We start from the raw sequence: 25,449 nt of genomic DNA, 5'->3' as shown, positions 1-25,449 counted from the left end.
CAAACGGTATTCTTTAAAAATTAAAGTTTTCAGAGATTCTCTTATTAAAAACCACTCGGGGTTTTATTGTACTCCATGTTCATCAGCTTCTGAATATGCTGGTTTGATTCATCAATACGTTTTTCCAAATCGGCTATGGCCTCTTCGCTGGCCCGAATCCGCTGCCTGTGACCTGTGATAGACTTTTCCATCTTCTCAATTTCCTCTCTTGCCGCATCAATGGCAAGGGATGCCTTAAGTTTTTCTATACACCCCTCGTATTCGGCAATTTCACCCCGGAGTGTTCCCACTTTATCCAGGGCGCCCATATCATCGACACTTAATGAGAGGGATTCCCCTTCAGAAATTTCCCCGCCAGGTTTTTTAGCGGCCATAAGACCGCCCACACGCAAAAACAGGGCTGCCAGCTGCCCCCGGGCATGGCTTATATGCCGCTCCAGTTCCTGGGTTTTTTTCGCCGGGCTTCCGTCCTGCCCCAGGGCTTCCCCGATTTCCCGGTGTTCACTCCGCAGTTTAGCCAGGGCCTCCCCCAGCTCGGCAGCTTCCGCCCTGACACGGAGCACGGTTTCCATAATATCCTGCAATGCCGGATTGTCCAGTACCTGATTATTCAAGGAGGCAAACTTTTCCCCTGCGGCAGTATAAAGCTTTGATAAACCCGCCTGGCTTTTAGTCAAAAGGGAACGTAGAACCATGCCCTGGGTACTTTTACCAATCCAGGCAAAAATATTGGCGTTCTTTGCCCCATCAAGCTCCCCGATCCGTTCATCCAGGGACTGAATTTTCTGAACCAGGGCTTCCGCCTGGTGCCGGTACGGGGCGTCAAAACTCGCAAATTCCCCTTTTTCCAGAAGTATTCCGCCTAAATGGGTGTATAGTTCTGACAGCTCCTTGTTTTTCTCCAGATTCCCCTGTTCTTTCCGGTTAATTTCTCCTTCCAGATCCTTCACATGAAGGGTATCCGCCTCTATTTCCCTGATACTCTCTTCTGACTCTTTAATATCCCCCAGAATACGGCGGTATTCACCTAATTCCTGGGCAAAAGCTCCACTGTTTTCCCCATCCAGCCGGACCAAAAGATTTTTCCCCAGGGCTTGTAATATGCCGTCTATGGAACTTTGGACTTCCCTGCGTTTTTCTTCCAGCTCCCGAATCGTTTTTTTCCGTTCATCCATGTTTTTACTATACGCTAAAGACATTTTTCTTGACAATCCGCCCAGACCGATTCATGATGAATATATTTCACGAAACACCTAAGGAGCATACCATGAGTTTCACCACAGACCTAGTCAAAAATGTTAGCATAGCCGGTCATGGGGGAACCGGCAAAACAACCCTCTTTGAGCGGCTGCTCTTTGCGGGGGGGTCAATTTCCAAGCCCGAAACCGTAGAATCCGGTAAGACCGTGGGAGATTCAAGCCCCGAAGAGATAGAGCGGAAAATTTCCATCCATGCCGCCCTGGCTCATATTGAGCGCAATAGCAAAAAAATCAATATTTTTGATACCCCCGGATCATCGGACTTTACCGGGGATGTGATTCTAACCTTCCGATCCTCAGAATTTGCCCTCCTTACCGTGGACGGCCGTACAGGAATCCAGATCGAGACCATCAAACTCTGGCGCAACCTGGAAGGCCGCAAGAAGCCACGGGGCATATTCGTCACCAAACTGGATGAAGAGCGGGCGGACTTTAACAAGGTTTTGGATGATTTAAAGGAAAAATTCAAGATTGACCCTATCCCGCTTACCATACCCATGGGGGCCGGCCCCTCCTTTGCCGGGGTCATTGATGTGCTGCACGAAAAGGCCTATTCCATAGACAGCGCCGGGGGGCTGGAAAAGGAAGGCCCTATCCCGGCGGAGTTTAAGGCCGCCGTGGACGCCGCCCGGGAAAAGCTCATAGAAGCCGCCGCCGAAGGGGACGATACTTTAATGGAGCATTATATTGACAAGGGCTCCCTGGAAGCGGAGGAAATTTACAAGGGGCTTATTGAAGCCCTGGCGGAACACAAGACAATCCCCGTGTTTGCCGGTTCGGCCATCAAAAACTCCGGCCTCATCCCTTTCCTGGACTTTGCCGCAGAAATCGTCCCTACCCCCAATACTGCCAAAGATATAGCCCTGGATGGGGAGGGAAACCAAAAAGATGTGCCCATCGATCCCGGAAAGCCCCTTTCCGCCCTGGTTATCAAAACTGCCTATGACCAATTCTCGGGGAAACTATCCTGGGTCAAGATCATTACAGGCAAACTGGCCGCCGAATCAGATGCCCAGAATGTTTCGGAAAATAAAAAGGAACGCATAGGCAAGCTCTACATTTGCCAGGGCAAAAAGCTGGAAGAGGTCAAGGAACTCTACGCCGGGGATGTAGGGATCATTTCCAAGTCGGCTACCTTAAGAACCAACGATACTATCACTGCCGGGGACTCAAGCCTCAGGTTCCTGCCCCTGCGCCTTCCCGAGCCGGTCCATTCCGTGGCGGTCAATGCGGCGGCGAAAAAAGACGATGACAAGCTCGGGGAATTCCTTGTCCGGGCGGCGGAGGAGGACAAAACCTTCCGGTACCAGTTCAACGGCGAAACCAAGGAAACAGTAATTTCCGGCATGGGGGAACTTCAGGTGAACATCATCCTGGACAAGGTAAAGGCAACCCAAAAAATCGAAGTGGAAACCCACGTACCCCGGATCGCCTACCGCGAAACCATTACGAAAAAAGCCGCCGCCGAATACACCCATAAAAAACAGACCGGCGGCCACGGTCAATACGGCAAGGTGCTCCTGGAAATAGCCCCCCTCAAGCGGGGGGAAAACTACCAGTTCATCAACGCCATTTTCGGCGGCTCCATCCCCAAGAATTATATCCCCGGTGTAGAAAAAGGCGTCCTGGAAGGGATGGCCGCAGGCACCATGGCAGGCTACCCAGTGGTGGATGTAGAAGTAAAGGTGGTAGACGGTAAGTACCACCCGGTAGATTCCTCGGAACTGGCCTTCAAGCTAGCAGCCCGGAACGCTTTCCGGGAAGCCATGCGACAGGCCTCCCCTACCCTTTTGGAACCCGTCAACAACCTTACTGTTTTTGTGGAAGACAAGTACCTGGGGGATGTCATGTCTGACCTTTCAGGCAAGCGGGGCAAGATCCTGGGCCAGGACTCTGTTGGCGGCGGCATTGAAGAAATACGCGCCCAGGTCCCTATGGCAGAATTACTGCGCTATTCCATAGACCTGCGTTCTATCACCAGCGGGACCGGGTCTTTCAGCGTGGAATTCGACCACTATGCGCCCATTTCCGGGCGCATCGCCGAGGATGTGATTAAGGCGTCTGAGGCATTCAGAGTGAAGGAAGAAGAAGAATAAAAAACTAAAGTTTTTTATTCTTCTTCTTTAAGGAGTTTGGCTTTGCCAAACTCCAGGAAAAGGAGGACACAGAGGACACGGAGGCTCGACTTTATATTCTCTGTGCCCTCTGTGTAATTCCTCTGTTTTCTGCTAAGCACACATCCTCGCTATCTTTCTTGAGCTTATTATCCCTATTTCAAAAGTATTTTTATCCATATGGGTATAAATTGCTATAATCGTTTTCTTTTCCAAGCATATCCAAATACAATGAAATCATTGCCCTATGATGCGTTTCATGATTGGATAAATGTATTAAACATGTTCCAATGCTTTTTTCAAAGGTTGTTTTTTTTGCATTGGTCCATTTTAATAGTAACTTAATATCTTCTATTGCTATTTCATTTATTAAATCAATTATAATTTTATCCAATTCCATTCTCATGTTTATATATTCATCTATAGTTTTAAACACGGCTTCTTTAGGGCTATAATTTTTAGTAAAATATTCGTCTTTAAGGCTTTTAAAATTTTTAGCTGATCTAAAACGGGTTAACCAATTATAATCTCCAATAAATAAATGGGAACATAGTTCATGTATAGATTTATAATATCCGGCAAATGCTTTATCCCATTCTTCTTCAGAAAGGGTTTTTATGATAGTATTCATTTTCTCATTTGCCCCTTTATTATAATTTCCCAATAATTCAAAATATTTTTTATCCATTTTAATTCTCCTACAATATATTACTTTCAATAGTGGAAAAATTACGCCTAATTTCTTTTAGGCGCAATTTTTTGGCACAAATATCAGAATAACCCTACTCCTCCCGAGAAGCAAGAGGCGTGTAATCCAGCCGCTTCTGGACGCATTTATAGGCCGGGCGTATGATTCGGCCGCCGGCGACGATTTCCTCCATGCGGTGGGCTGCCCAGCCGGCAACCCGGCTTATGGCAAAGATGGGGGTATAAAGCTCCGTGGGGATTCCCAGCATGCCGTAGACAAAGCCGGAGTAGAAATCCACGTTGGTGCACATGTCCTTGCCGGAACCATTGAACTTTTTGAACACTTCCGGAGTCAGCCGTTCAATCAGGCGGTAGAGTTCAAATTCTTCCACACGATTTTTTTCCACCGCCAGGGTTGCCGCCTTGCTCCGCAGGAGGACTGCCCGGGGATCCGATTTGGTATAAACCGGGTGGCCCTGACCGTAGATCAGCCCGGAATGATCGTAGGCTTCCCCCCGGAGTATGTCCAAAAGATAGTCCGCCACTTCCCCCACATTGTCCCAGCGCTTTACGTGTTTCTTGATGTCTTCGACCATACCCACCACCTGGATATTGGCCCCGCCGTGCTTGGCGCCCTTGAGGGAGTTGATCCCCGTGGTCAGGGCGGCGTAGGTATCGGTGTCAGCGGAAGAAACCAGGTGTACCGCAAAGGTGGAGTTGTTCCCACCTCCGTGCTCAGCATGGAGAATCAGGGCTAGGTCCAGGATTTCCGCTTCCAGCTTAGTGAACTGCTGATCCGGCCGGATCAGGGACAGCAGAGTCTCTGCGGTGGAACAGGAAGGGGGGGGCAGGTGAATGATCAGGCTTTCATTATCGTAATAGTGCTTTTTCGCCATATAGGAGTAGGCAACAATGGTAGGAAACCGGGCTATAAGTTCAAGGCACTGGCGCAGCACATTTTCCGGGGACTGGTTTTCCGGATCATCGTCCCAGGAATAAAGGGTCAGCACCGACCGGGCAAGCTTATTCATGATATCCCGGGAAGGGGCTTTCATGATGCTGTCCTCGGCAAAATTCGGGGGCAGGGATCGTTTTTCCCCTATAAGAGAGCTGAAATTGTCCAGTTGTTCCTTGTTGGGAAGCACCCCGAACATCAGAAGGTAGACGACTTCCTCAAAGCCGAAACGGCCTTCGGCGGCAGCGGCGGCAACAAGGTCCTCCACATTAATGCCCCGGTAGAAGAGTTTGCCGTCCACAGGGGTTTTTTCCCCTTCGTCCATGATATACCCATGAACGTCTCCTACCCTGGTAAGGCCTACTAATACCCCGGTCCCATCGGCATTACGGAGACCCCGTTTAACATTGAATTTATTGAAAAGTTCAATATCGATATAGTCATTCCCCGTCACCTTCGATAGGTATTCCTTAGTATTCTGCATTGCCACCTCCGTATATTTATACAAAACAATACCTTATTCTGAATCTTTATTCAATATCCCGGCTGGATACGATATTTTTCAGGGAATAACCTTGAACCTTACCGTTCAGGCGCCCATTAAATACTAGGATAAGTTATTGCGATGTGACAGCATCACTAAAACTACGCTTCTAATGATGCTATCGTTTTGGCAGGTACTGCCGCAGCTTGGAAAGCACGTCATCAAAATCCAGAGGCTTGCCCAGGTGATCGTTCATCCCCGCTGCCAGACATTTTTCAATATCCTCCCGGAACACATTGGCGGTCATGGCAATGATAGGGATTTCCTTTGCCTTGGGAATGCCGGAACTTCGGATGCCCCGGGTTGCCTCATAGCCGTCCATCTCAGGCATCTGGACATCCATAAAAATAATATCGTATTTATCCGGCTGGTCTTTAAAGATACGAAGCGCCTCTGCTCCGTTTCCGGCACAGTCAATCATAATTGATGTCGGTTCCAGAAGGGCAATAAGGATCTCCTGGTTAATTTCCACATCCTCCGCCAGAAGTATGTGGCGACCGCTGAAATCATCCGGTTCATCATCCTTTTTTTTGGAAGATGAAGCAGTGGTATTGCTTCCCAAGCACTGGTTTATGCAGTCCGCAAGGCTGGAAGGGAACAGGGGTTTGGGTAAAAATTTATCAACTCCAGCCTGTTTCGCCTCTGTCTCAATAACATTCCACTCGGTGGCTGAGATCATGATAACTACGGATTTTACAGGCAATACAGAAGATGTATCAGTGAGCGGTTTATGTTCTTTAATCCACCGGGATAATTCCACGCCGTTCATGCCGGGCATCTTCCAATCCACAAAGTATAAATCATAGGGCCCATTTTTATTGATAAGGTTTATGGCGTCCTCTCCGGAGGCGGCGGTTTCACAGGCAAAGCCCAGCTGTTCTGCCAATTCGGCAAAATAGGAACGCACATCCCCATCGTCATCAACAGCCAATACCCGGATGTTCTTCCAGTTGATGCCCGGGCTGAGGAGGCTTTCCTGTTTTTCCGGCCCCAACTCCACCTGCACAGTAAAGATAAAGGCCGCGCCCTTCCCCAGTTCGCTTTCCAGCCAAATAGTCCCTCCCATCATTTCCACGATGCGTTTTGAAATGGCAAGCCCCAGGCCGGTACCTCCGAATTTTCGGGAAGTGCTTGAATCAGCCTGCTCAAAAGAGGAAAAAAGCCTACCCTGCTGTTCCGGGCTGATTCCTATACCTGAATCGGTGACACTTATTCTAAGGGTACAAAGATCACCCTCTTTCTTTTCCAGACGGGTTTCCAGGTGAATGCTTCCCGATTCGGGGGTGAATTTGACTGCATTGGAAAGCAGGTTTGTTATCACCTGGGATAAACGCTGATCATCACCGTGGAGGGAGCGGGGAATATCCCTGTCAATATGGACCGATAAAATCTGATTTTTTTCTTCCACTCGGAAGTTGTTAACACTTACCACCTTCCGGATCATCTTTTCAAAATCAAAATCATCCAGAGAAAGGTCAAACTTATTAGCCTCAATCTTTGACATATCCAGGATATCGTTGATGACCCCCAGGAGATGGTTTGAAGCTTCTTCGATTTTACTTAAACAGTAATCCTTTTTTTCCAAATCTGAGGAAGATTGTGCAATAGAAGTCATACCGATAATCGCATTCATGGGGGTACGTATCTCATGGCTCATATTTGCAAGAAAACTGGTCTTTGCCTTACTGGCGTTCTCCGCCTGTTCCAGGGCAGCATCCCGTTCCTGTTCCCGGCGATCCCGGCCGACAGCCCCGGCAATAACACTGCTCATGGTGATGATAAGCTGCCGGTCACTTTCAGTCCAGCGCCGGAGCGTAAAACATTCCTCAACCGAAAGTACCGCCCAATATTTGCCATCTACGTAGAGGGGGAGCATCATAAAGGACTTAACCCCCACCATCTCCATTGCCGCGTACCGTTTATCCTGCCGTATATCATCGCAGTAGATAAGGGGGGCAATACCGCCTGAAGGCTGTTCCCGGGGAAAGCTATTGATAATATCGTTAAGCCCTTCCTTGGAGGGGGCAGTAACCACCTCTCCGGTTGACCACAGGTACGCTGCGTGGCTTACCGCCGTATCGGTTTCGGCAACGCCTACCAGTATGCGGGTAACCTTGAGAAATTCCCCGGTGATACGCAGTGCGTCGTTAATCAGGGAACCCAGGTCCTGGGAAGAAATAAAATTCTGGGTCAGCTGTGTCATAAGGGACTGCTGCTTGAACCGGTCAGAGAAGGCGTTTTCCTTCCGCTTATAAATAATAAAACTTAAAAATCCTGCAGCAATGAGAAAGGCCATGGAAACCAGGAGCAGACAAGAGAGGATTATGGTTTGACCTCTGGTCCTGAGCAGTCGTGTATCAGGAATGTCCACCCCGGCAATACCGATAATATTCCCATCCTTGTCCTGCATGGGGGTAAATGCCGAAAGGAGCCCGTCAAAACCGGCTGAATAATTGCCCAAAGGCGTAGTAACCGTAACACCCTCTTCATATGCCAGTAAAACCATGGGTTCCATTTCAAGGGGCTCGCTATCCAGGTTATATGCCTCGTCGGTTTCATCATTATCTACAATGGGCTGCATAACACCCGCATCAGTTATCCGATAGAAGTACACAAAAAGAACATTCGTTTTGTTGGCATATCGGATAAGCCGCTGCCGGATCTCGGCAAAGAGTGGTTTTTCCATATCCTCGGGAACAACCAGCTCAGCCAGCTCTTCCGGACTTATTAAGGATGCTGCTTCCCGGCCAGTAGCTTTAAGCCGTTCCTCAATACTTTCCCGCAGATAAGACGAAAAAGAACTGATCAGTACGCTGGTGTATATACCAACAACCAGTACCAGCACTGCGGCAATAGAAAAGAACGCCACTGCGATATTGTTTTGAAAAACCGTTTTTATCTTATTCAACAACATTATTATTCATCAGGAAGAACAGTATTTCTGTTCTTCCTGTTCTTCCAATTTAAATTCAGCCGAACTTGGCAATGGGCACAAAGGTATCTGCCTTAAGTGCCGCGCCACCCACCAGGGCACCGTCGATGTTTTCTTTCCCCATAAGCTGGGCTGCATTTTCCGCCTTTACGGACCCGCCATACTGGATAATAATATTCTCCGCAGCGGCGTCTCCGTAAAGCTTCCCCACAACCTTTCTGATATATGCGTGGATGGCGTCGGCGTCCTCGGGGGTAGCGGTCTTGCCGGTGCCGATGGCCCAAACCGGCTCATAGGCGATAACAATCTTACCAAGTTCCGAAGCGGGAACCCCCTCCAGGCCCTTTACGGTCTGGGTTTCGCAGACCGATTCTGCTTTACCTGCTTCCCGTTCTTCCAGGAGTTCCCCCACGCAGAGTATCACCTCAAGGCCGTGCTGCAGGGCAAGCTTTACCTTTTTATTGATCAGGGCGTTATCTTCCTTGTAGTTATGCCGCCTTTCGCTATGCCCCAGGATCACGGTCTGTACCCCCAGGTCTTTAAGCTGCAGCACCGACACTTCCCCGGTATGGGCGCCAATTTCCTCGGCGGCCATGTTCTGGGCGCCCAAGCGTATATTGGTCCCCTTGACAATGGCGCCCACGGTTTCCAGGCTGGTGAAACTCGGGGCCACCAGGTACTTGTGCTTGCCGTCTTTAAGCTGGGCCACCAGGGCCTTGGCAAGTTCCGCTGCTTCTGCACGGGTTTTGTGCATCTTCCAATTACCCGCAATGTAATATGATCTGCTCATGATTGCTCCTTATAATACTAATACTAACGATTTTAACCACCAAGGACACAAAGGTTTTTATCAAATATTAATTTCTTAATCCTTTGTGCCCTTCGTGGTTTCTATATCTTCCCTTTTTTATCCACGAGTTACTTCGATACCGGGTAATTTCTTCCCTTCCAGAAGTTCCAGGGAGGCACCGCCGCCGGTGGAAACGTGGCTCATCTTGTCGGCCAGGCCGAACTTGTTTACCGCCGCCACTGAGTCGCCGCCGCCTACCACGGTGATGGCCCCCTTGCCGGTGGCTTCCGCTACCAGTTTGGCCACCTCTTCAGTGCCTTTGGCAAAGGCGTCAAATTCAAAGACACCCACCGGGCCGTTCCAGACTATGGTCTTGGCCTTGGCAAGCACTTCTTTGTATTTGGCTACGGTCTTGGGGCCCACGTCCAAGCCCATGAGATTATCCGGCAGGTCGATGCCGTCCACCGTTACAGGCTTTGCGTTGGCGTCAAAAGCTTCGGCCCCCACATGATCTACCGGCAGGACGATTTCCGCCCCGGCTTTTTTGGCGGCTTCGATAATTTTTTTAGCGGTGTCGATCTGATCGTCCTCCACCAGGGACTTCCCTACCTTGTGGCCCTGGGCTTTAAGGAAGGTAAAGGCCATGCCGCCGCCTATGACCAGGGCTGAGGCGTTCTTTAAAAGGCTCTCCAGGACCGCAATCTTGGAGGAAACCTTGGCGCCCCCGATGATGGCCACCAGGGGTTTCTTGGGGCTGGTCACAATGGGTTCCAGGTAGTTCACTTCTTTTTCCATGAGGAAACCTGCCACAGACACGGGCACAAATTTCGCTATGGAGGCCGTGGAGGCGTGGTCCCGGTGGGCGGTGCCAAAGGCATCGTTCACAAAGATATCCCCGTAGGTAGCCAGCTCTTTTGCCAACTTGTCCCGGTCCGCAGCTTCCTTGGCGGTCTCCTCTTTGTGAAACCGGGTATTCTCCAGCATGATCACGGAACCGGCGGGCTGGGAATCGATAAAGGCCTTCTTGCCGTAATCCGAATCTTCCCCGGCAAAAATCACCGGCTTTCCCAGCTTCTTTTCCAGGTACGCAGCCACCGGGGCTATCCGGTGCTTGCCCTTGATATAGGCCGCTTCGTCAAAGCTCTTGCCGCCTTTTTCGGCCTTTTCTTTGGCAGACTTGGCGTCCTTGGATGGGTCCCCCAGATGGCTCATCAGGGTCAGGGTCTTTACTCCCTGGTCCAGAATGTATTTGATAGTGGGAATGGCCGCAGTGATACGGGTGTCGTCCTGGATAACCCCGTCCTTCATGGGGACATTGAAGTCCACCCGCATGATGACCCGTTTGCCCTTCAGGTCCACATCTTTTACGGTTTTAATCATTTTTTTCTCCTTACTTCATACTAAAAAAGGCCCCGCCCGTCGCGGGTCGGAGCCTTTAGCCGTTAGACAACGGGGTTTATTTCTTGGAATCGATGTACTTGAGGAGGTCCACAACTTTGTTGGAATAGCCCCACTCATTGTCATACCAGGAAACTACCTTGAAAAAGCGCTTCTCCCCAGGGAGATTGTTCTGCAAGGTGGCCAGGCTGTCATAAATAGAGGTGTTGGGGTTGTGAATAATGTCCCGGGAGACAATTTCTTCGTTGGCGTAGGACAAAATACCCTTGAGGTAGGTCTCGCTGGCCTTTTTGAGGGCCGCATCAATTTCCTGGATGGAAGTATCCTTCACGGACCGGAAGGTCAGGTCTACCACGGAGCCTGTAGGGGTGGGTACCCGGAAGGACATTCCCGTGAGATGGCCCTTGGTGGAGGGAAGCACTTCCCCAACCGCCTTGGCAGCGCCGGTGGTGGAGGGGATGATGTTTTCCGCAGCCGCCCGGCCGCCCCGCCAGTCCTTGGCGGAAACACCGTCCACGGTCTTCTGGGTAGCGGTTAAGCTGTGGATGGTGGTCATAAGGCCGGTTTCAATGCCGATACCTTCTTTAAGGATAACGTGTACCAGGGGTGCCAGGCAGTTGGTGGTGCAGCTTGCGTTGGAAAGCACATGGTGCTTCGAAACATCGTATTCTTCGTTATTAACCCCCATGACAATGGTCTTGATGGGTTTGGAATCGTCACCGGACTTGCCAGGAGCGGAAATAATGACCTTTTTGGCCCCCGCTTCGATGTGGCCGTAGGCCTTTTCGTTGGTATAAAGGCCCGTGGATTCCACCACATAGTCAATTCCCAGCTCTTTCCAGGGAAGTTTATTAATCCCCTCATAGCTTTTGCCGTTCAGGCACTTGATTTTGTGGCCATTTATCACCAGGACGTCGTCCCCTTCGGTACCGATATCCGCTTTCATTTGACCCTGAGTGGAATCGTATTTGAGCTGATAGGCAAAATACTTGGCGTCCGTGGAAATATCAACCACCGCTACCACGTCAATCTTATCTTTACCCAATAATCCTTGACCAACCAGGGCTTGAAACACAAGGCGGCCAATCCGGCCAAAACCATTAATCGCAATTTTCATAAATACCTCCGAATCAAATAATTTTATGATTCAAACGATAGATTATATAGGAAAAAAAAACAAGTGGGCTATCCGCAAAAGATTTCAAACCCAAGAAAGTGTGAGAACCGGTATTCAGGTCTGGACTTGCCCGCAAAGAAAGGTTACACTATAAGGGATTCATTAAGTAATATCACCCGAGAAGGGTTAATTGGGAGATGGGCATGGCAGATGATGTCATAGGCGCTAACGGCGCCGTCTATATTAATATGGACGAAGGGCTTAAAAGGATGATGAATAATCCTAAGTTCTTCGCGAAAATGCTGGGTAAATTCAAGACCGACAACGCTACTCTGTTGGCCGATGCCATTGCCGCCGTACAAGCCGGAGACCAGGAGAAGGCCAAGATGGCTATCCACACCCTCAAGGGGATTGCCGCTAATTTATCCCTGACAGAGCTGTACAAGCAGACCCTGGAAGCGGAAGCCCAGATAAAGGCCGGTTCTTTGTCCCCGGAAACCCAGGATTCGATAGAGAAATGTTTTGCAGAGACCATTATCCTTGTAACAAAGGTGATTGAGCAGTATGCCGGATAATACCAATAACGTTCCAACAGTATTAGTTGTTGACGATGTTGATATGAACGTTATGATCCTTGAGGAAATACTCAAGGACAGCTACAAGATTATGACCGCCAGCAATGGGGTAGATGCCCTGGAAAAGCTGCATAAGGCGGAGGTTCTCCCCAAAATCATCCTCCTGGATGTTTTTATGCCCGAAATGAATGGCTATGAAATGCTGGAAGTGATGAAATCCGATGCCACCCTCAAGCGTATTCCGGTTATCTTTATAACCACATCGGATTCAGAAAGCGATGCCCTCTCTGCGGGAGCAGTGGATTTTATTTCCAAACCTTTCCTGCCTGAAATAGTCAAGCTTAGGGTGATGAACCAGATTGAGCTGAAGAATTACAGCGACAGCCTGGAAGAAATGGTGGCGGAAAAGACCGCCGAGGCCACCGCAACCCTGGACAGCGCCCTACAGGGGCTGGCAAATGTCATTGAACACCGGGATTTGGAGTCCGGGGAGCACGTTAAGCGCACCCAGCTTTTTGTCAAAGCCCTGATGGATCATATTATACACAATAACCTGGAATATGCCGAAGATTTTCTGGCCTTAAAGCCGGATATCATTGTTAAATCCATGGCCCTCCACGATGTTGGAAAGATTGCCATCCCCGATCGGATACTCCTCAAGCCCGGCAGGCTTGACCCGGAGGAATTCGAGATCATGAAGACCCACACCACCCATGGCAAAGAGATTATCGGCGAATTGGGGGATGTAAACTCCTCCCTCTACCTCAAACACTGCGAGGATATCTGTTACGGCCACCACGAACGCTTTGACGGTAAAGGCTACCCCCGGGGCCTGTCGGGGACTGATATCCCCCTGGCCGCCCGCCTCGCCTCCCTAGCGGATGTCTACGACGCCCTGGTTTGCGCCCGGGTCTACAAATCCGCCATGCCTTTCAGTGTTGCCATAGATATCATCGTGGATGGCCGGGGCACCCAGTTTGACCCGGTACTCACCGATGCGGTGGTGCAGGTTCAGGACCAGTTTGCGGAAATCTCCAAGAACAACCAATAGGGTTTGCAAAACCGGCAAAAAAAGTGTATACTTTACAAGACTCTGGGGGTGCACCGGTTTCGACAGGTACGGTTCGGAGTACAAGCTGCAGGTGGAGTGCCGATCTCCTGATTCGGCAAAATTTTAACTGCCAACAATGACAGTTACGCTTTCGCTGCGTAAGCAGTAGAGCGCGGAACCCGGCCCCGCCGCCTTGAGGGGCCGGCTTTCCGTCGCAATCAAGGCTGGCCAAACCCCGGTTCCGGACGGGGGGCGGCGAGAAACTCCCGGAATACGGACAGGCCGCGCGCCGAGAAGCCAAGCCAGTCCCGACAATTCAATTCACGGCTAAACCTGTAGACGCTTGTGCTTCGCGTATTTGGACGCGGGTTCGACTCCCGCCACCTCCAATAATAAAGTGGCGGGAGTCGAACCCGCGTCCAGCCCTCCCTACGGTCCAAGCAAGAGCGTAGGACCGTAGGGAGGGTCCTACGCCACAAAGGCCAACAGTTCGATTCCCCTCACCTCCAAATTTTTAATTTTCCGAACAAATTGGAATCGAACCCCTGTCCAGCCCCCTAAGGCCCAAGCAGGTGCGTAGGGCCGCAGGGGGGTCCTAGTGACAAAAGCCCCAGCCCGACTCCCGCCACCTCCAATAATAAAGTGGCGGGAGTCGAACCCGCATCTTACATTTTCAATTTTTCCCGGAGCAGGTCTCGGAATTGCAGGGCGGTTTGAGAAGACGGGTCCAGTACAAGAGCGGCTTCACAGTCCGCCAAAGCCTGGGGGTAATCACCCAGGTGGTAATAAGCTTGGCCCCGGCGGCACAGACAGAAGTGCTGGTAGGGGTTTATCTGTACAGAAAGGGTAAAATCCTCTATGGCCTCTGAGTACTGCTGGAGCACCGCCCGGACCAGGCCCCGGTAATAGGCCGATTTATAGGATGTTTGATCCAATTTCAGGGAATTGGAGAAGTCCTTCAGAGCTTCTTCGTAATGAGACCGGGCAAAATTTGCCATGCCCCGGTGTTTGTATACCAGGGCGCGAACCGAATTGTCGGGGTTCATTTCCAGGATACGGCTGTAAAAATAGATGGCCTCGTTAAACTGGCTCTTATTGTGGGCGGAAAGGGCTTCCAGAAGGAGATCATCCATGGAGGAATTTTCCTTTGTCCCAAGGATGAATTCCATAGGAAGCCCATCAAGCCTTTCTTCAGGTTCTTCCGGTTCTTCGGGGTTGAACAACAGGGCATCAGTGGCATCTTCGACCTTTTTGAAAAAAGAATGCCGGCGCTTTCCCAGCTCACCGTTCAACTGGCGTTGGTAGGTCCTGATTTCTTCAAAAATAACATCCGCCAGGAAAAGGTTGGCATTAATCGCCGCCAGTTTCCGCTTCATGGGCTCCCCAAAGGGATTAAATTCAGCCTTATAGACCAGTTCATGCTCAACCTCGGCCCAGGCATTCTGAAGTATGGTGCGGATTTGCACTTCGGCCACGTCACAACCGCAGGCTCCGTGCTTTTCGATTAAACTGGCAGGGATTTTAACCAGGATATGGATTGACTCATAGCCAAATTCCTTAAAAGAATAGTTGGCCCCCTTTTTTTCAACTTCAACTATCTCAAAAACCCTGGCGAGTATGAGCTCCACCATATCAATTTCTTCAAGGAAGGGGCATATAATGCGAACACCGATAATATCCGTAATGCGGGGAGAGCCATCCTTACCTATCAGTTCCGGGGAACCGCTATTGAGGATTCGTATATATTTTTTAAAAAAACTGACAAAATCCTTAGACCTGACCTTTACCATGAGGGGAGATGGCAACTCCTGAACCGAATGTTCAATGAGCTCCTGCAATTCCTTGGCAATGGCAAGCCTTGCTTCAGAGTATCCTTCATATCTAATTTGAAGAGCCTGTTGATCCGGAAGCTTTCTGTTATTCATCCTGGTATCCCGGGGTGTGACAAAAAAAGGCTGTCTGAAAAATCCTTAGGATTTTCCGGACAGCCGTAGTTTCTAAACCTGGCTAACCCAAGCGTTTTACTGCTGAGTACCGGTATCAGCCGCAGGGGTGAAGGAATTCTCAGTAGCCTGCTTCTGGGAATCAAGATACCGCAGTACCTGATCATGCCCGAACTGCTCCATCTCGTATACCTTCTTTGCGGTTTCCCGGGTCCGAATGATGCCCCAAAGCGATTCGTCGTCGATATCGCGATCGGTATCCAGAACTGCTTTATCGTAGATGATCTTTACATCCCTGAAATAACCGATATAATCACCGCCTTCCTTAGCAGCATCCCGCTGGATCAGGAATCCACCGAACTTCACAAAGGGGGTAGCCTCAGGATAAAGGGGATAAATCCGCAGTTCACGGTTCCGGACGGCCTGGATATACTGGGGATTATCCCAGCGGAGTTCGCCCCAGCCATCGTAGCTCAGGTAACCCATGAATATGGTTTTTTCAGTTCCCTGGGGATCAATGAGGATAGTAGAAAGGCCGTGAGGAAAATTAAGGCCGTAGGCATCAACTGCCACGGACTTAATGGTTCCAACATTCTTTACAATGCCGTATCCGTCTTCAAACCGGGAAGGGCCGGTAAAGCTGCTATCGTCGGAAGGCTGGATGTTTCCGTCATCATCAACTTCAGCAGGCGCTTCATAGGCGGGGATTTCAAAAGGGGGAACTATTCTTGCCCAGGAATTAAATGGTTCCACAGGGAAATGTATCCTGGCGCCCATTACGGTACCCCACTGCTTAGAGGGGGCCTCTGAGGTATAGCTGCGGGTTGCGTTCCCCACGGTCCTGGAGGACGACGCAAGCAGAATTTCCCAGTTTGCGATGGCCAGGGAGGTTTTCATCACCTGTTTTTGTTCGGTGGTGAAACTGCCGCCGGCTACGGCTCCGTAGTCCATCATGGTCCTGCGGTTCTGGTTAGGGCCGCCATCACTATTAACTGTAATATCTGCCGTAAGTTTGGTAAAGTCGATTAATACGGCTTCATCGGCAAATATGGCCCCAACGGCAATAAACGCTACGGTGATAAGAATGAAGATCCTTTTCATTCACTGCTCCTTTCAATATTGATCATGCAATACATACCAAAAGTATACAAGATGGCACTTTTTTGTCAACGCTCTAACGGTTAATTATCGGCAATACCAGCTAATATTTCGCGAATTTTTTCAGAATATGATTCATGCCCGTTAATGAATATCAGGACATCCTTCACATAATAAAAATTCCGTTTAATACCGCCGTTAAGGGTGTATAAACCGGTAAAAACATCCCTCCCATACCCGGAGGGTAAGGCCGCTGACTCCGAAAGCCCGGCGTACACTACTCCATCCCGGTACAATAAAGATTCAAGCCGGGTTTCCTTGGGGAAAAGCGGCGAAGAATCCAGTGAAACAGGCCCTAACAGGACTTCTTCCACATACCGGGCTATATCCTTTTCCCGGGAACCGGTTTTTGAAACCATACGGTCCTCAACTACCAAATTCCCGTTATCAATAGAATAAAATACAAAGGTCCGCCTGACAAGCCCTAAAATAAAAAATTCTGCAAGAGCCAGGACTCCCAGAAGGCAAAGGTACAATAAACGACGTTTTGGCTTGTCCCGAAGAATTCGGGGCAAGCTTTTCCGGGCGGAGGGTATTAAGGCTTCGGAAGCTTCACTGGTATATACCGCCGGGGATTCCCTGTATAAATCGCTCATTCTATGGCTGTAAATCCTCCGGACCGTTCAAACATGGTCACAAACTGGTTTATACCTTTATATAATGTCTGGGAGAGTTTTTGCAAGTAGTTCTCGTCGGTCATAAGCAGGGCGTCAGTTTCATTGGTAACAAAGCCCAGTTCCACCAGGACCGAGGGCATACGGGCATTCTTCACCACAAACCATTCTTCCTCCTTGATACCCCGGCCGGGGATGAGGGACCCTAAATTCTCCTTAAATTGGTTCATGATAAGCTGAGCCATGACTATGCTTTCGGTTGTAAATTCCTCCTCCAGCATATCGTTGAGGATGTGGAGAACCTCCTGAGAATCTGCATATTTTGACTCGTCGATCACAGTACGCCGGTAATTGGGACTGAGGTACCAGACTTCGTAGCCCCGGGCAGCCTTATTAAAAGATGCGTTGGCGTGGACGGAGATAAATACTATGGCTTCATTTTCCTTGAGGGGCACCGAATTGGCGATAACCACCCGGTCTTCCAGGGTGGGGAAGGTATCTCCGGTACGGGTCATGAGCACCTGCTTGTCCGGGTAGGCCGTCCGAAGCATGCTGTAGAGATCCCGGGAAACCCTGAGGGTGACGTCCTTTTCCACCAGGGTAAACTGCTTGCCTTTGACCGTATGGGTCCCTGATGCGCCCTGATCCTTGCCACCGTGGCCGGGATCAACGATAATCGCGGCAATGCGGAACCGGGAAAGTTCTGTTTCCCGGTAGTTATCCAGGGTATTTTTTAGGAAGGATACAAATTCACCGGGAAAATACAGGTTTCCACCATCCAGATAGGGAGCAGGCAGCTTGAATAGGTCCTTGTTATCCATTAGGGAAAGGCTTTGCGCCCCAGAGTTGCCGGCCTGGAAGGCCAGATAGTGTCCGGATGCGGCTAAAACCCCGGCCCGGAACAGGGGGTCCCAGCGGAGTTCCGCCCCAAGCACAGCCAGGGCTTCATCCAAAGGAAAGGGTTTGTGAGCCGGGGGAGTGGCTGCCTCCGCCGGTTCCGGCTGCACCGGGGATTCTGCGGGGGCAGCTTGAGCCAGACCGGCATTTTCCGCCGAAATTTCCATGGCGAGCGGCTGCGAATCCGCAGATCCCGCCGACGCCACGCTTTCCTGGGAAAAAAGCCCGGCGGAGGGCAGCGAAATGAAAATGATCAAGACCCAAAATTTTCTGCATAGGCTGAAACGCCCGGTACTGATTTGCCTATTCATATTTTTTTCCCTTCTCCCTGCTCTGTTTGGTTGTTTATAGTATCGACAAAATAAGCCCCGCCCTGGTAGCCTCCCCGTATCAGGGCGGCCCAGAAACGGCGGCCCAGGGTGATCGTATCCCCCGAGTCTTTTATGGGCAGGGCCAGACCGGTGATGGACCGCACCGCTTCCAGGCTTTCCTCCGGGCTTCTCCCCATGTAATCCATCAGAGAGGAACCGGTAAATTCAGGAAAGGGGATTATATTTATAGTAGATAGTTTTAGAAAATGGGTTTCCGGGGGGTCTGGTAACCGGTTCAAGGCGGCCAAAATTGCGGCGTCCGGAGTATAGGCCCCCGGCGGGAAGGCGGCGGTGGCGGTCAGGAAGGCGGCGGTTTCAGGGTTGGGAGCCTCAAGGCGTATAAGCACCGAACAGGCGGCGCCTTCTGCGGCGGCGATTGCACCCCCCCGGTCAGGGGCGGCGCTGAGGACGTTGCCGCATTTGGAGACATTGTTTTCAGGGAAGCGGACAAGGGAAGACGGGGCGGCCCGGAGGAAAACATCCTTGACCAGAGGGGTGTTCCGGGCCTGATCCAGGCCCTGGATGGAGCGGACTTTGCCGGGGATGGAGATGAAAGCCCGCTCGGCGCTGGTCCAGTGGTGGAGGGGGCCAAAATTCACAGGACGGCGTCCCATGGCGGTGAGAATGGCCAGCCGGGTCAGGTCCACTCCGGAGGCGTAGGGGTAGGTCCAGCCGGACATATAGCCCCCGGAAAGGCGGGCGGCAATTTCCCCGATCATGGGTCCCCGAGGGGTAAGCTTCAGGTCCCCCTTGGCGGCCCCTACCCCGCCGCTGATTCCCAGGGCCCGAATGCCGGCGAAAAAAGCTTCCATAAGGGATGCTGTTTCCTTTTTACCCAGATTACTAGGCATGGTATGGCCCATCTCAATGAAATAAGGGGGGAAGAAAATATGCCGATCCGCAAAACCGCAAACATGAATTTCATCCTTATATACGATGGCGTCCACGGAAAATTCCGGGCCGTCCATATATTCTTCCACGATAGCCCGGCCGGAACGGGAAAAGCCTAGGGCATCTTCCAAGGCGGCGGTCAATTCTTCCGGGGTGTCTACCCGGCGGCAGCCCCGGGCGCCCATATTGTCCACGGGCTTTACTACCGCGGGGTAGCTAAAGGGCAATGCCGGGAGTTTCCCTTTCAGGGTTTCGCCTGTGAAAACCGTAAACTGGGGAGAAGGAACCCCTGCAGCCTCAAAACAACGGCGCATACGGTCCTTGTCGGAGGCGTTGAGGGCCGCTTCATAGGGGATGCCCGGAAGGCCGAGTTTTTCCGCGGCCCAGGCCACGGTCGCGGAAAAATCGGTTCCGGCGGTCATGATGCCCCCAAGTCCGCCATTGGATTGCAGGGACAGGCCCAGATCGGCTATGCCTTCTTTATCCTTGAGGTCGATACATTCAAAACGGTCCGCCTTTGAAACTTCCGGCGCATTTGGATCCCCATCCACCACCACGGTAAAAAGCCCCAGGTCCCGGGCTATAGAGATGGCGGGGCCTTGCATGACACCGGCGCCCAGTATAAGGATCCGCTCACCGGAAAATTCGTTCATTATAGGTCCCTCTTTTTTATCGCATAACATTCAAATGTGTCCCCCAGACCGAATAAACGGCTAAGAAAAAAGACAAAATTCCAGGATAATCCGCCTTTTTTGAGGCCCTTAAAAAAACGTTCAGGATGATGGCCGGTAATTACGATCTTTTTCAAGGCAAACCCGTACCTGGCCAGGACTTTTTTACAAATACCAGGCTCCCAGACAGTCCAGTGATCCCGGGGACTTTTTTCCAGAAAATTACAGATTGACTTTCTCCCGGAAATGCCCCGGAAGGAAGGGGTTGAAAAGGCCAGAATCCCTCCGACCCTGAGGAGCCGGTTGATTTCCCTCAATACAGGGTTAAGATTCATAAAATGCTCGATCACATACCAGAGGGAGACCACGGTAAAACTCCCTGCGGCTAAACTATCCCGGGAAAGATCCGGGAACATACCCCTCTGGGCGGAAATACCCAGTTCTTCCCGGACATAACGAACCGCACCCTCTGCGGGATCCATGCCCTGGGGTGAAAATCCCTGATCCCGGGCCGCTGCCAGAAAGGGACCGTAGGCGCAGCCTATGTCCAGGAGCCTCGGGTTTTCACCGGTTCTGTCCGCGTTTCGGGAAATTTTGCCGGAACTCCCGCGAAGGAGGGCTTTAATAATACAAAGCCGTTTTTGCCCTGCCAATACCAGGTTAGGAAAATCCTCCAAGTAGGTTTTACCGTACTGCTCTTTATAGAAACTAAAAAAATAATCGGTCTCATATTCCACTGGAGAGGGGGTGGAAGCGAATAAATAAACCATACCGCAGTGGCTGCAACGGCGGTAGCTCCGGCCGGGAAAACGGGCCAGGGTTACGCTGCCCCGCTGGGGGTCTCCACATACTGGGCAGCTCCGGGAACCCTGGGGGCTATATTCCGCCAGGATGGAACCCAATTCACCGGTAGGCTCCTCAAGGCCATAGCGCTTAGCGATGTTTCTGCAGCGGGCGCTGAGGGAATGCAAAAAATCACCGCTGAGGCCCTTCTTATAGGGAAAAAAGAGTCGGCCAATGCGGCTCGCCGCGCCGGGGCCAATACCGGCGGAAAAAAAACCGGCATTCCGGGCGAGTTTTTCATGGTAGGGGCCGGGAGAAACCAGGATCACCGGAAGCCGGGCATGGATGGCTTCAAAGGCGGTAAGGCCGAAATGGGTAATCAGCAAATCGTAATCCGCTAACTGCTCCCTGAGTTCCGGCGCCCCCCTGGTGACCCGGACAAAAGCCGCCTCCAGTATCGCCGCCTTGTCTTCCGGCAGCCCGGGGGCGACAAGGGTGATTTTAAACTGTTCCGGCAGCGCCCGGCGGGCCAAGCTCATAGCAGCCGGGAAACCCAGTTCCCCGGGGTCCTCGGCGCCGAAACTGATAAGTACCCGCAAGCTAGGTCCCCCCGCAGGGGGAACAGGAGACCCCTCAAACGAAGCATCCCGAAAGAAGGATGGGCGGCGGTTTTTCGGCAGAGGGAGCAAGGATGGGGCGCTTACATTGGGGGTGAGGCGATTAAAGTTCGGGAGGAGATCGATAAGAAAATCAAAGTCACTTCGGGCAGGGCCGCCTTCATCAATGCCGATCAGCGGGGCCAGGGCAGCCCAGGAGGCGGCTTCTTCCGGGAGCGTCTGAAACTGGTCCAGGATTATAAAATCCCAGGGGGGGAAATCCGGGAAGCCTGTATTCGCCCTGTCTGCTCCTGAGCGCCGGGGTTTACGGGGATCCTCCTGAAGTACCCAGGGTTCACAGGTGTTTTCCACGAACAGGCCGGCGATCCGGAATATATCATCAGGCGGGTGTTCACCGGAGACTTCGGGGAGAAAGAGAAAGGCCTCCCGGCCCGCGGTACGGAGGGCGCGGACCAGGGCAGCAGAACGGACCAGGTGGCCGCCGCCCCGGTTTTTTTCAATCAAAGGAACCACCAAGAGGGACCCGGGACTTTCTGGGGATTTCATGGGTTTACCCTTTGAAAAGTTTTCCTGAATTCCGTAATGACCAATTCCCCCTGGTTGCGTTTTTTCGTTTTTTCAGTGATCAGGGCGTTGTAAAGCAGCTGGGCTGTTTCATAATCCGCCGGGGTATCCACGGTAAGCCGGATCTCCGGTCCCTGCCAGTATAACGGTGCCAGGGGACGGTGGAGGCGGAACAATTCCGGGTGCTTGTAGAGGTAGGGGCAAACGTGTTCCCGGTCCTCCTCATCAGAAGCCTCTTTATCCGAGCGGAACAGGGCTTGGGCATTGATTACCTCAACCCCTGCGCCGTAGGGCAGGCCGCTGTAGCCTGCATAATCCGCCTTACGTTCCAACGCTTCCTTATAAAGGGCCTCTGCGGCGTCGGTAAACACAAAAGGATTATCCGCAGTAGCCCGAATGACCCAATCCCCGGAATATCCAGCGAAGCTTCCCGCGGAACATCCAGCGAAGCTTCCCGCGGAAGACGGGGTGCTCCCCGGGAGGCATTGTTCCAGGGCGATGCAGAAACGGCGGAGCACATCGTTTTTAGGCCCGGGAACCAGGGCAAATCCGGCTTCCTTTGCCAGGGGCCCAAGTGCAGTACTACTGTCATCGGAGCAGGCAAGGATATGGGTATCGCAGGGAAACTGTTTAAGGGCTTCCATGACCCGCAGTACCATGGGCTTCTCCCCCAGGGGAAGCAGGGCCTTACCGGGGAGCCTGGAGGAATCAAGCCGGCATTGCAGAATAAGTGCGGTCATGGTTTGGGAACCCCGGGGCTGTGGGGAGTTCCCCGGCTAAAACCGGCGCCGGAACTATTGCCGGGAAATTCAATCCGCCCCGGGAAGGACTCGTCTTCCGGGGGAAAATATCCCGGGTCATCCATACCCCCGGGGTGCTCCCAGAGGCTGGTGAGGATACGGGCATCCCGTCTGAATCGATACCGGTTTGCCCGCACCCAAAGGCGGTTCCGGTTAAATTCACCCCAGGCTGCCCCGATTTCCCCGCCGGTTTTCAAAAAATAGGCGGGAAAAAGGCTTATGGGGATATGGGCTGAATCTCTGTGGAAAACCGGCGCCAGGTTTTTTAGGTAAAAACGCCGGTAGTTTGAATCCGTGGTGGTATCCTCGGCTTCAGCTTCCCCATCGTAGGAAAGCCGGATCAGTTGGGTACTGCGTATCTCCTCTCCCCAAAGGTGGGCCCGGAATCCGAAGTCCAGGAGTTGGTAGTAGGTACTGTTAATAGAACTGTCAAACCCGCCTAACTTGATAAAGCGGTCCCGGTCATAGAGGCCCACCCCGTCAAAGGGGTACAGGGAAGGCTGGGCTTCTCCGTGGGGGGGAAAATGGAGGGGCTTAACGGTACTCCGGAAAAAGGCCGGGGTTATAATGGTGGGCAGGGTTTCCATCCCCGAATTCTGCATCACCGGAACCGTGCAGAGCCGCCGTATGGTCCCGCCGGAAGCGCGGGTTCCGGAAGGAGCCTTCCGCAGTTCTTCCCGGGAAAAGCGCAGCCATTCGGAGATTTTAGCGGCATCCCCGCCGTGAAGTATGCGCAGATCGTTCCAGAGCACAAAAAAGAGGGGGCTGTTTAATTCCGATACTGCAAGGTTGATCTGTTCCCCGGGGCTTACCTGATCCTTGAGGAGAATAAAGCGCACAAAGGGGAAACGCCCGGACAACTCCTCCAGATCATAGCGGTCATGGGGCCCCTCCAGGGAGATGATATAGTCAAACCCGGATTTTTCCAGTTCTTTAAAGAGGGTACGCCGGGGATAGCGCCCCCCCCGGTTCAGGAGTATCGCCGATACTCCCGTGGAAGCGCCCCGGACTGAGCCCCCCACAGCGGTATACGAGGGAAGGGATTCGTTAAAAATTATAGGTATAGTACTCATCACACCCCATACATGGCTGCCTATACTCCCCAAGCGCAGGAGCAGTCCCCGCCGGTGAGGCCTGTTCCCGGTAGAAACCTGCCCCCCGGTCCCAAATTGTTTCCAAGTCCTCGGTGAAGGCGTTCCCCAGATCCAGTTCCAGCCCTCCGCCCAGCACTTCCCTGCACAGGGGCACCCTTCCGTCAATGAGAACCGCCATATCCCGCATAAGGTGCCAGCAGGGCCGGCGCTGTACCGGGGAAAGGTCCGAAGCCTGCAACTTAGGGAGGAACCCGCAAAAATCATCGTATTTCTGGATAATCACCCCAGCCCCGCTTTCCTTCCAGGACCGGTAAAACTGTTCCGTATCATCCTCGGCGCCCTTGATACGCACCGCCTGTACATAACTATTCCCGGGAAACAGGGCCGACAGAGTTTTTGCGCACTCTGTCGCCTCTGCATAGCCGGGCCCCCGGATTTCCCGGTACCGATTACTGTCCGCCGCATCCAGGGATACTATCCAGGATAGGGGCTCCATACGGTTTTTCCGGGGCGCCGCAGCAGAGGCCGCCTCTGCTAGGGCTTCCAGGCCCGATTTTTTCCAGCCCAGTCCCGAGCTTTCGATCACGCAGGAAAGTTCCGGCTTGGCAAGGACCATGCGGATAAGCTTCTCCCGCTGCGGGTGCAGGGAGAGTTCCCCCCAGAGGGAAATATCGATCACCGCGTCCCCGGAAAAAGCGGCGATCTTATCCAGAAGTTTTGCGAAGCTATCCGGTTCGAGAAAATCCTTCCGGTCAGTTACCGCATTCCCCGCCCCGCCAAACCGGGGGTAAGGGCAGATGGAGCAAGCCTGGGGACAGGGGCCTGAAACCTGGATCCCGTAAAACGCCGGAAGGGTGCGGAGCAGTTCCGGTCTGCTTGCGATAACCCTCTCCGCATCGGAAGCGCCCTGGAGCCCCGCCTCCATAAGCCGGGACAGGAGCAGCAGATTCCGCCGGGAATCCGCCGCCAGGCTCAGCCGGTGGTAGCGCAAATCCACCGGAGAAATCTCAGTTTCTATATCAAAGGCATTAATATCTTTTTGTATGACTGAAAAAAGGGCATCCCGCTCTACCGGCCCGTCATCATCAGCGACAAGCTTAGCCAGTATCCCCGCGGTTCCCGGTGACAGGAGTTCCGGAGCCAGGCCGTAGGGCCAGCCGTCCGCATAGGAGTACTCAGCCCCGTAGCGCAGATGCCGCTCCGCCAGAGCCCCCGCAAGCGCCGGGTCCAGCAGCGGGCAATCCGCCCAGGCAAAGTAGATCAGGTCAAAACCCGCAGACCGGATGGAAAGCTCTTCCAGCAGGGACCGCAGGGTCCAATCGGGCCGCAACAGGGTTTCCGCCGGTTCAACTCCCGCCGCCAGCCCGTCCCCGACAGCGCCCAAAAACAGCACCTTTCCGGTTCCGGGAAATTTTTTGGCCCGGCCGACAGCCAGAGAAAGGGCGCTCTTACCGGCAAAAACCGGCTCAAAAGCTTCAGCGGACAAGCGGGCGCCGTACAAAACCGTGAGGGCATTCATACTTTTGTTTATCGGCAAATAGCAGGGCGGACAATACCGGATAAGGAAGGAGTGAGGAATGCAGGGGGATTTTCCTCATTTTACTTGTGTGAACTCTGCGGACTC

Annotated in this window: 19 protein-coding genes and 1 other RNA gene; 4 read left to right on the top strand and 16 right to left on the bottom strand. The window is 52.2% G+C overall.

Features of this window, described 5'->3' with window-relative positions; genetic code table 11:
- Positions 1-44: 44 nt before the first annotated feature.
- Positions 45-1,199, bottom strand: a complete 1,155-nt coding sequence (locus TREPR_RS07840; protein WP_015707761.1) for a hypothetical protein — start codon at positions 1,197-1,199, stop codon at positions 45-47.
- A gap of 68 nt (positions 1,200-1,267) precedes the next feature.
- On the opposite strand from TREPR_RS07840, the gene fusA reads away from it, so the two are divergent.
- Positions 1,268-3,355: an elongation factor G gene (fusA, locus tag TREPR_RS07835; RefSeq protein WP_015707760.1), complete on the top strand. Its 2,088-nt coding sequence runs from the start codon at positions 1,268-1,270 to the stop codon at positions 3,353-3,355.
- 190 nt (positions 3,356-3,545) lie between these two features.
- Here fusA and TREPR_RS07830 read toward each other — a convergent pair whose 3' ends face one another.
- The 6 genes from TREPR_RS07830 to gap all read right to left on the bottom strand — a co-directional run bounded on the left by TREPR_RS07830 (position 3,546) and on the right by gap (position 11,796).
- Positions 3,546-4,061, bottom strand: coding sequence for a DinB family protein (locus TREPR_RS07830; protein ID WP_015707759.1), 516 nt, complete (start codon positions 4,059-4,061; stop codon positions 3,546-3,548).
- 94 nt (positions 4,062-4,155) lie between these two features.
- Positions 4,156-5,499, bottom strand: coding sequence for a citrate/2-methylcitrate synthase (locus tag TREPR_RS07825; RefSeq protein WP_015707758.1), 1,344 nt, complete (start codon positions 5,497-5,499; stop codon positions 4,156-4,158).
- Positions 5,500-5,677: 178 nt separating this feature from the next.
- Positions 5,678-8,473 carry a GAF domain-containing hybrid sensor histidine kinase/response regulator gene (locus TREPR_RS07820; protein WP_015707757.1) on the bottom strand — a complete coding sequence of 932 codons (2,796 nt, stop codon included), beginning with the start codon at positions 8,471-8,473 and terminating at the stop codon, positions 5,678-5,680.
- Between the two features lie 55 nt (positions 8,474-8,528).
- Positions 8,529-9,281: a triose-phosphate isomerase gene (tpiA, locus tag TREPR_RS07815; protein ID WP_015707756.1), complete on the bottom strand. Its 753-nt coding sequence runs from the start codon at positions 9,279-9,281 to the stop codon at positions 8,529-8,531.
- 117 nt (positions 9,282-9,398) lie between these two features.
- Positions 9,399-10,661, bottom strand: coding sequence for a phosphoglycerate kinase (locus tag TREPR_RS07810; RefSeq protein WP_015707755.1), 1,263 nt, complete (start codon positions 10,659-10,661; stop codon positions 9,399-9,401).
- 76 nt (positions 10,662-10,737) lie between these two features.
- Positions 10,738-11,796 (bottom strand): type I glyceraldehyde-3-phosphate dehydrogenase, encoded by a 1,059-nt coding sequence (gap, locus tag TREPR_RS07805; RefSeq protein ID WP_015707754.1) that lies wholly within the window; start codon positions 11,794-11,796, stop codon positions 10,738-10,740.
- A gap of 203 nt (positions 11,797-11,999) precedes the next feature.
- Between gap and TREPR_RS17840 the strand changes: the two genes are divergently transcribed.
- From TREPR_RS17840 to ssrA, 3 genes are all read left to right on the top strand, one after another.
- Entirely contained in the window at positions 12,000-12,371 is a 372-nt protein-coding gene (locus tag TREPR_RS17840; protein ID WP_015707753.1) for an Hpt domain-containing protein, read from the top strand.
- Positions 12,361-13,422 (top strand): HD domain-containing phosphohydrolase, encoded by a 1,062-nt coding sequence (locus TREPR_RS07795; protein WP_015707752.1) that lies wholly within the window; start codon positions 12,361-12,363, stop codon positions 13,420-13,422. The genes TREPR_RS17840 and TREPR_RS07795 overlap by 11 nt, the downstream gene beginning before the upstream one ends.
- Before the next feature lie 44 nt (positions 13,423-13,466).
- Positions 13,467-13,814: a transfer-messenger RNA gene (gene ssrA, locus TREPR_RS18165) on the top strand.
- A 273-nt stretch (positions 13,815-14,087) separates the two neighbouring features.
- On the opposite strand, the gene TREPR_RS07790 is transcribed toward ssrA, so the two are convergent.
- The 9 genes from TREPR_RS07790 to TREPR_RS07750 form a co-directional block, all read right to left on the bottom strand.
- Positions 14,088-15,347, bottom strand: a complete 1,260-nt coding sequence (locus TREPR_RS07790; protein ID WP_015707751.1) for a tetratricopeptide repeat protein — start codon at positions 15,345-15,347, stop codon at positions 14,088-14,090.
- 96 nt (positions 15,348-15,443) lie between these two features.
- Positions 15,444-16,466 carry a flagellar filament outer layer protein FlaA gene (locus TREPR_RS07785; protein WP_015707750.1) on the bottom strand — a complete coding sequence of 341 codons (1,023 nt, stop codon included), beginning with the start codon at positions 16,464-16,466 and terminating at the stop codon, positions 15,444-15,446.
- A gap of 80 nt (positions 16,467-16,546) precedes the next feature.
- Complete coding sequence (locus TREPR_RS07780; protein WP_015707749.1) at positions 16,547-17,119, bottom strand: GerMN domain-containing protein; 573 nt, start codon at positions 17,117-17,119, stop codon at positions 16,547-16,549.
- Positions 17,116-18,345 carry an N-acetylmuramoyl-L-alanine amidase family protein gene (locus tag TREPR_RS07775; RefSeq protein ID WP_015707748.1) on the bottom strand — a complete coding sequence of 410 codons (1,230 nt, stop codon included), beginning with the start codon at positions 18,343-18,345 and terminating at the stop codon, positions 17,116-17,118. The genes TREPR_RS07780 and TREPR_RS07775 overlap by 4 nt, the downstream gene beginning before the upstream one ends.
- Positions 18,342-19,949, bottom strand: a complete 1,608-nt coding sequence (locus TREPR_RS07770; protein ID WP_041611078.1) for an ATP-grasp domain-containing protein — start codon at positions 19,947-19,949, stop codon at positions 18,342-18,344. The genes TREPR_RS07775 and TREPR_RS07770 overlap by 4 nt, the downstream gene beginning before the upstream one ends.
- A complete protein-coding gene (locus tag TREPR_RS07765; protein ID WP_041611077.1) occupies positions 19,949-21,913 on the bottom strand; it encodes a class I SAM-dependent methyltransferase in 1,965 nt (654 codons plus the stop codon). Before TREPR_RS07765 ends, TREPR_RS07770 begins: the two co-directional genes overlap by 1 nt.
- Positions 21,910-22,671 carry a cytidylyltransferase domain-containing protein gene (locus TREPR_RS07760; protein ID WP_015707746.1) on the bottom strand — a complete coding sequence of 254 codons (762 nt, stop codon included), beginning with the start codon at positions 22,669-22,671 and terminating at the stop codon, positions 21,910-21,912. The genes TREPR_RS07765 and TREPR_RS07760 overlap by 4 nt, the downstream gene beginning before the upstream one ends.
- A complete protein-coding gene (locus tag TREPR_RS07755) occupies positions 22,668-23,804 on the bottom strand; it encodes a hypothetical protein (protein ID WP_015707745.1) in 1,137 nt (378 codons plus the stop codon). The genes TREPR_RS07760 and TREPR_RS07755 overlap by 4 nt, the downstream gene beginning before the upstream one ends.
- Positions 23,779-25,344: a spiro-SPASM protein gene (locus TREPR_RS07750; RefSeq protein ID WP_015707744.1), complete on the bottom strand. Its 1,566-nt coding sequence runs from the start codon at positions 25,342-25,344 to the stop codon at positions 23,779-23,781. The genes TREPR_RS07755 and TREPR_RS07750 overlap by 26 nt, the downstream gene beginning before the upstream one ends.
- Between the last annotated feature and the right edge of the window lie 105 nt (positions 25,345-25,449).

This window comes from Treponema primitia ZAS-2 (assembly GCF_000214375.1).
GTDB classification, from domain to species: Bacteria; Spirochaetota; Spirochaetia; order Treponematales; family Breznakiellaceae; genus Termitinema; species Termitinema primitia.
The sequence above is the reverse complement of the archived record's forward strand: the minus strand, read 5'-3'. Positions and strand labels throughout refer to the sequence as shown.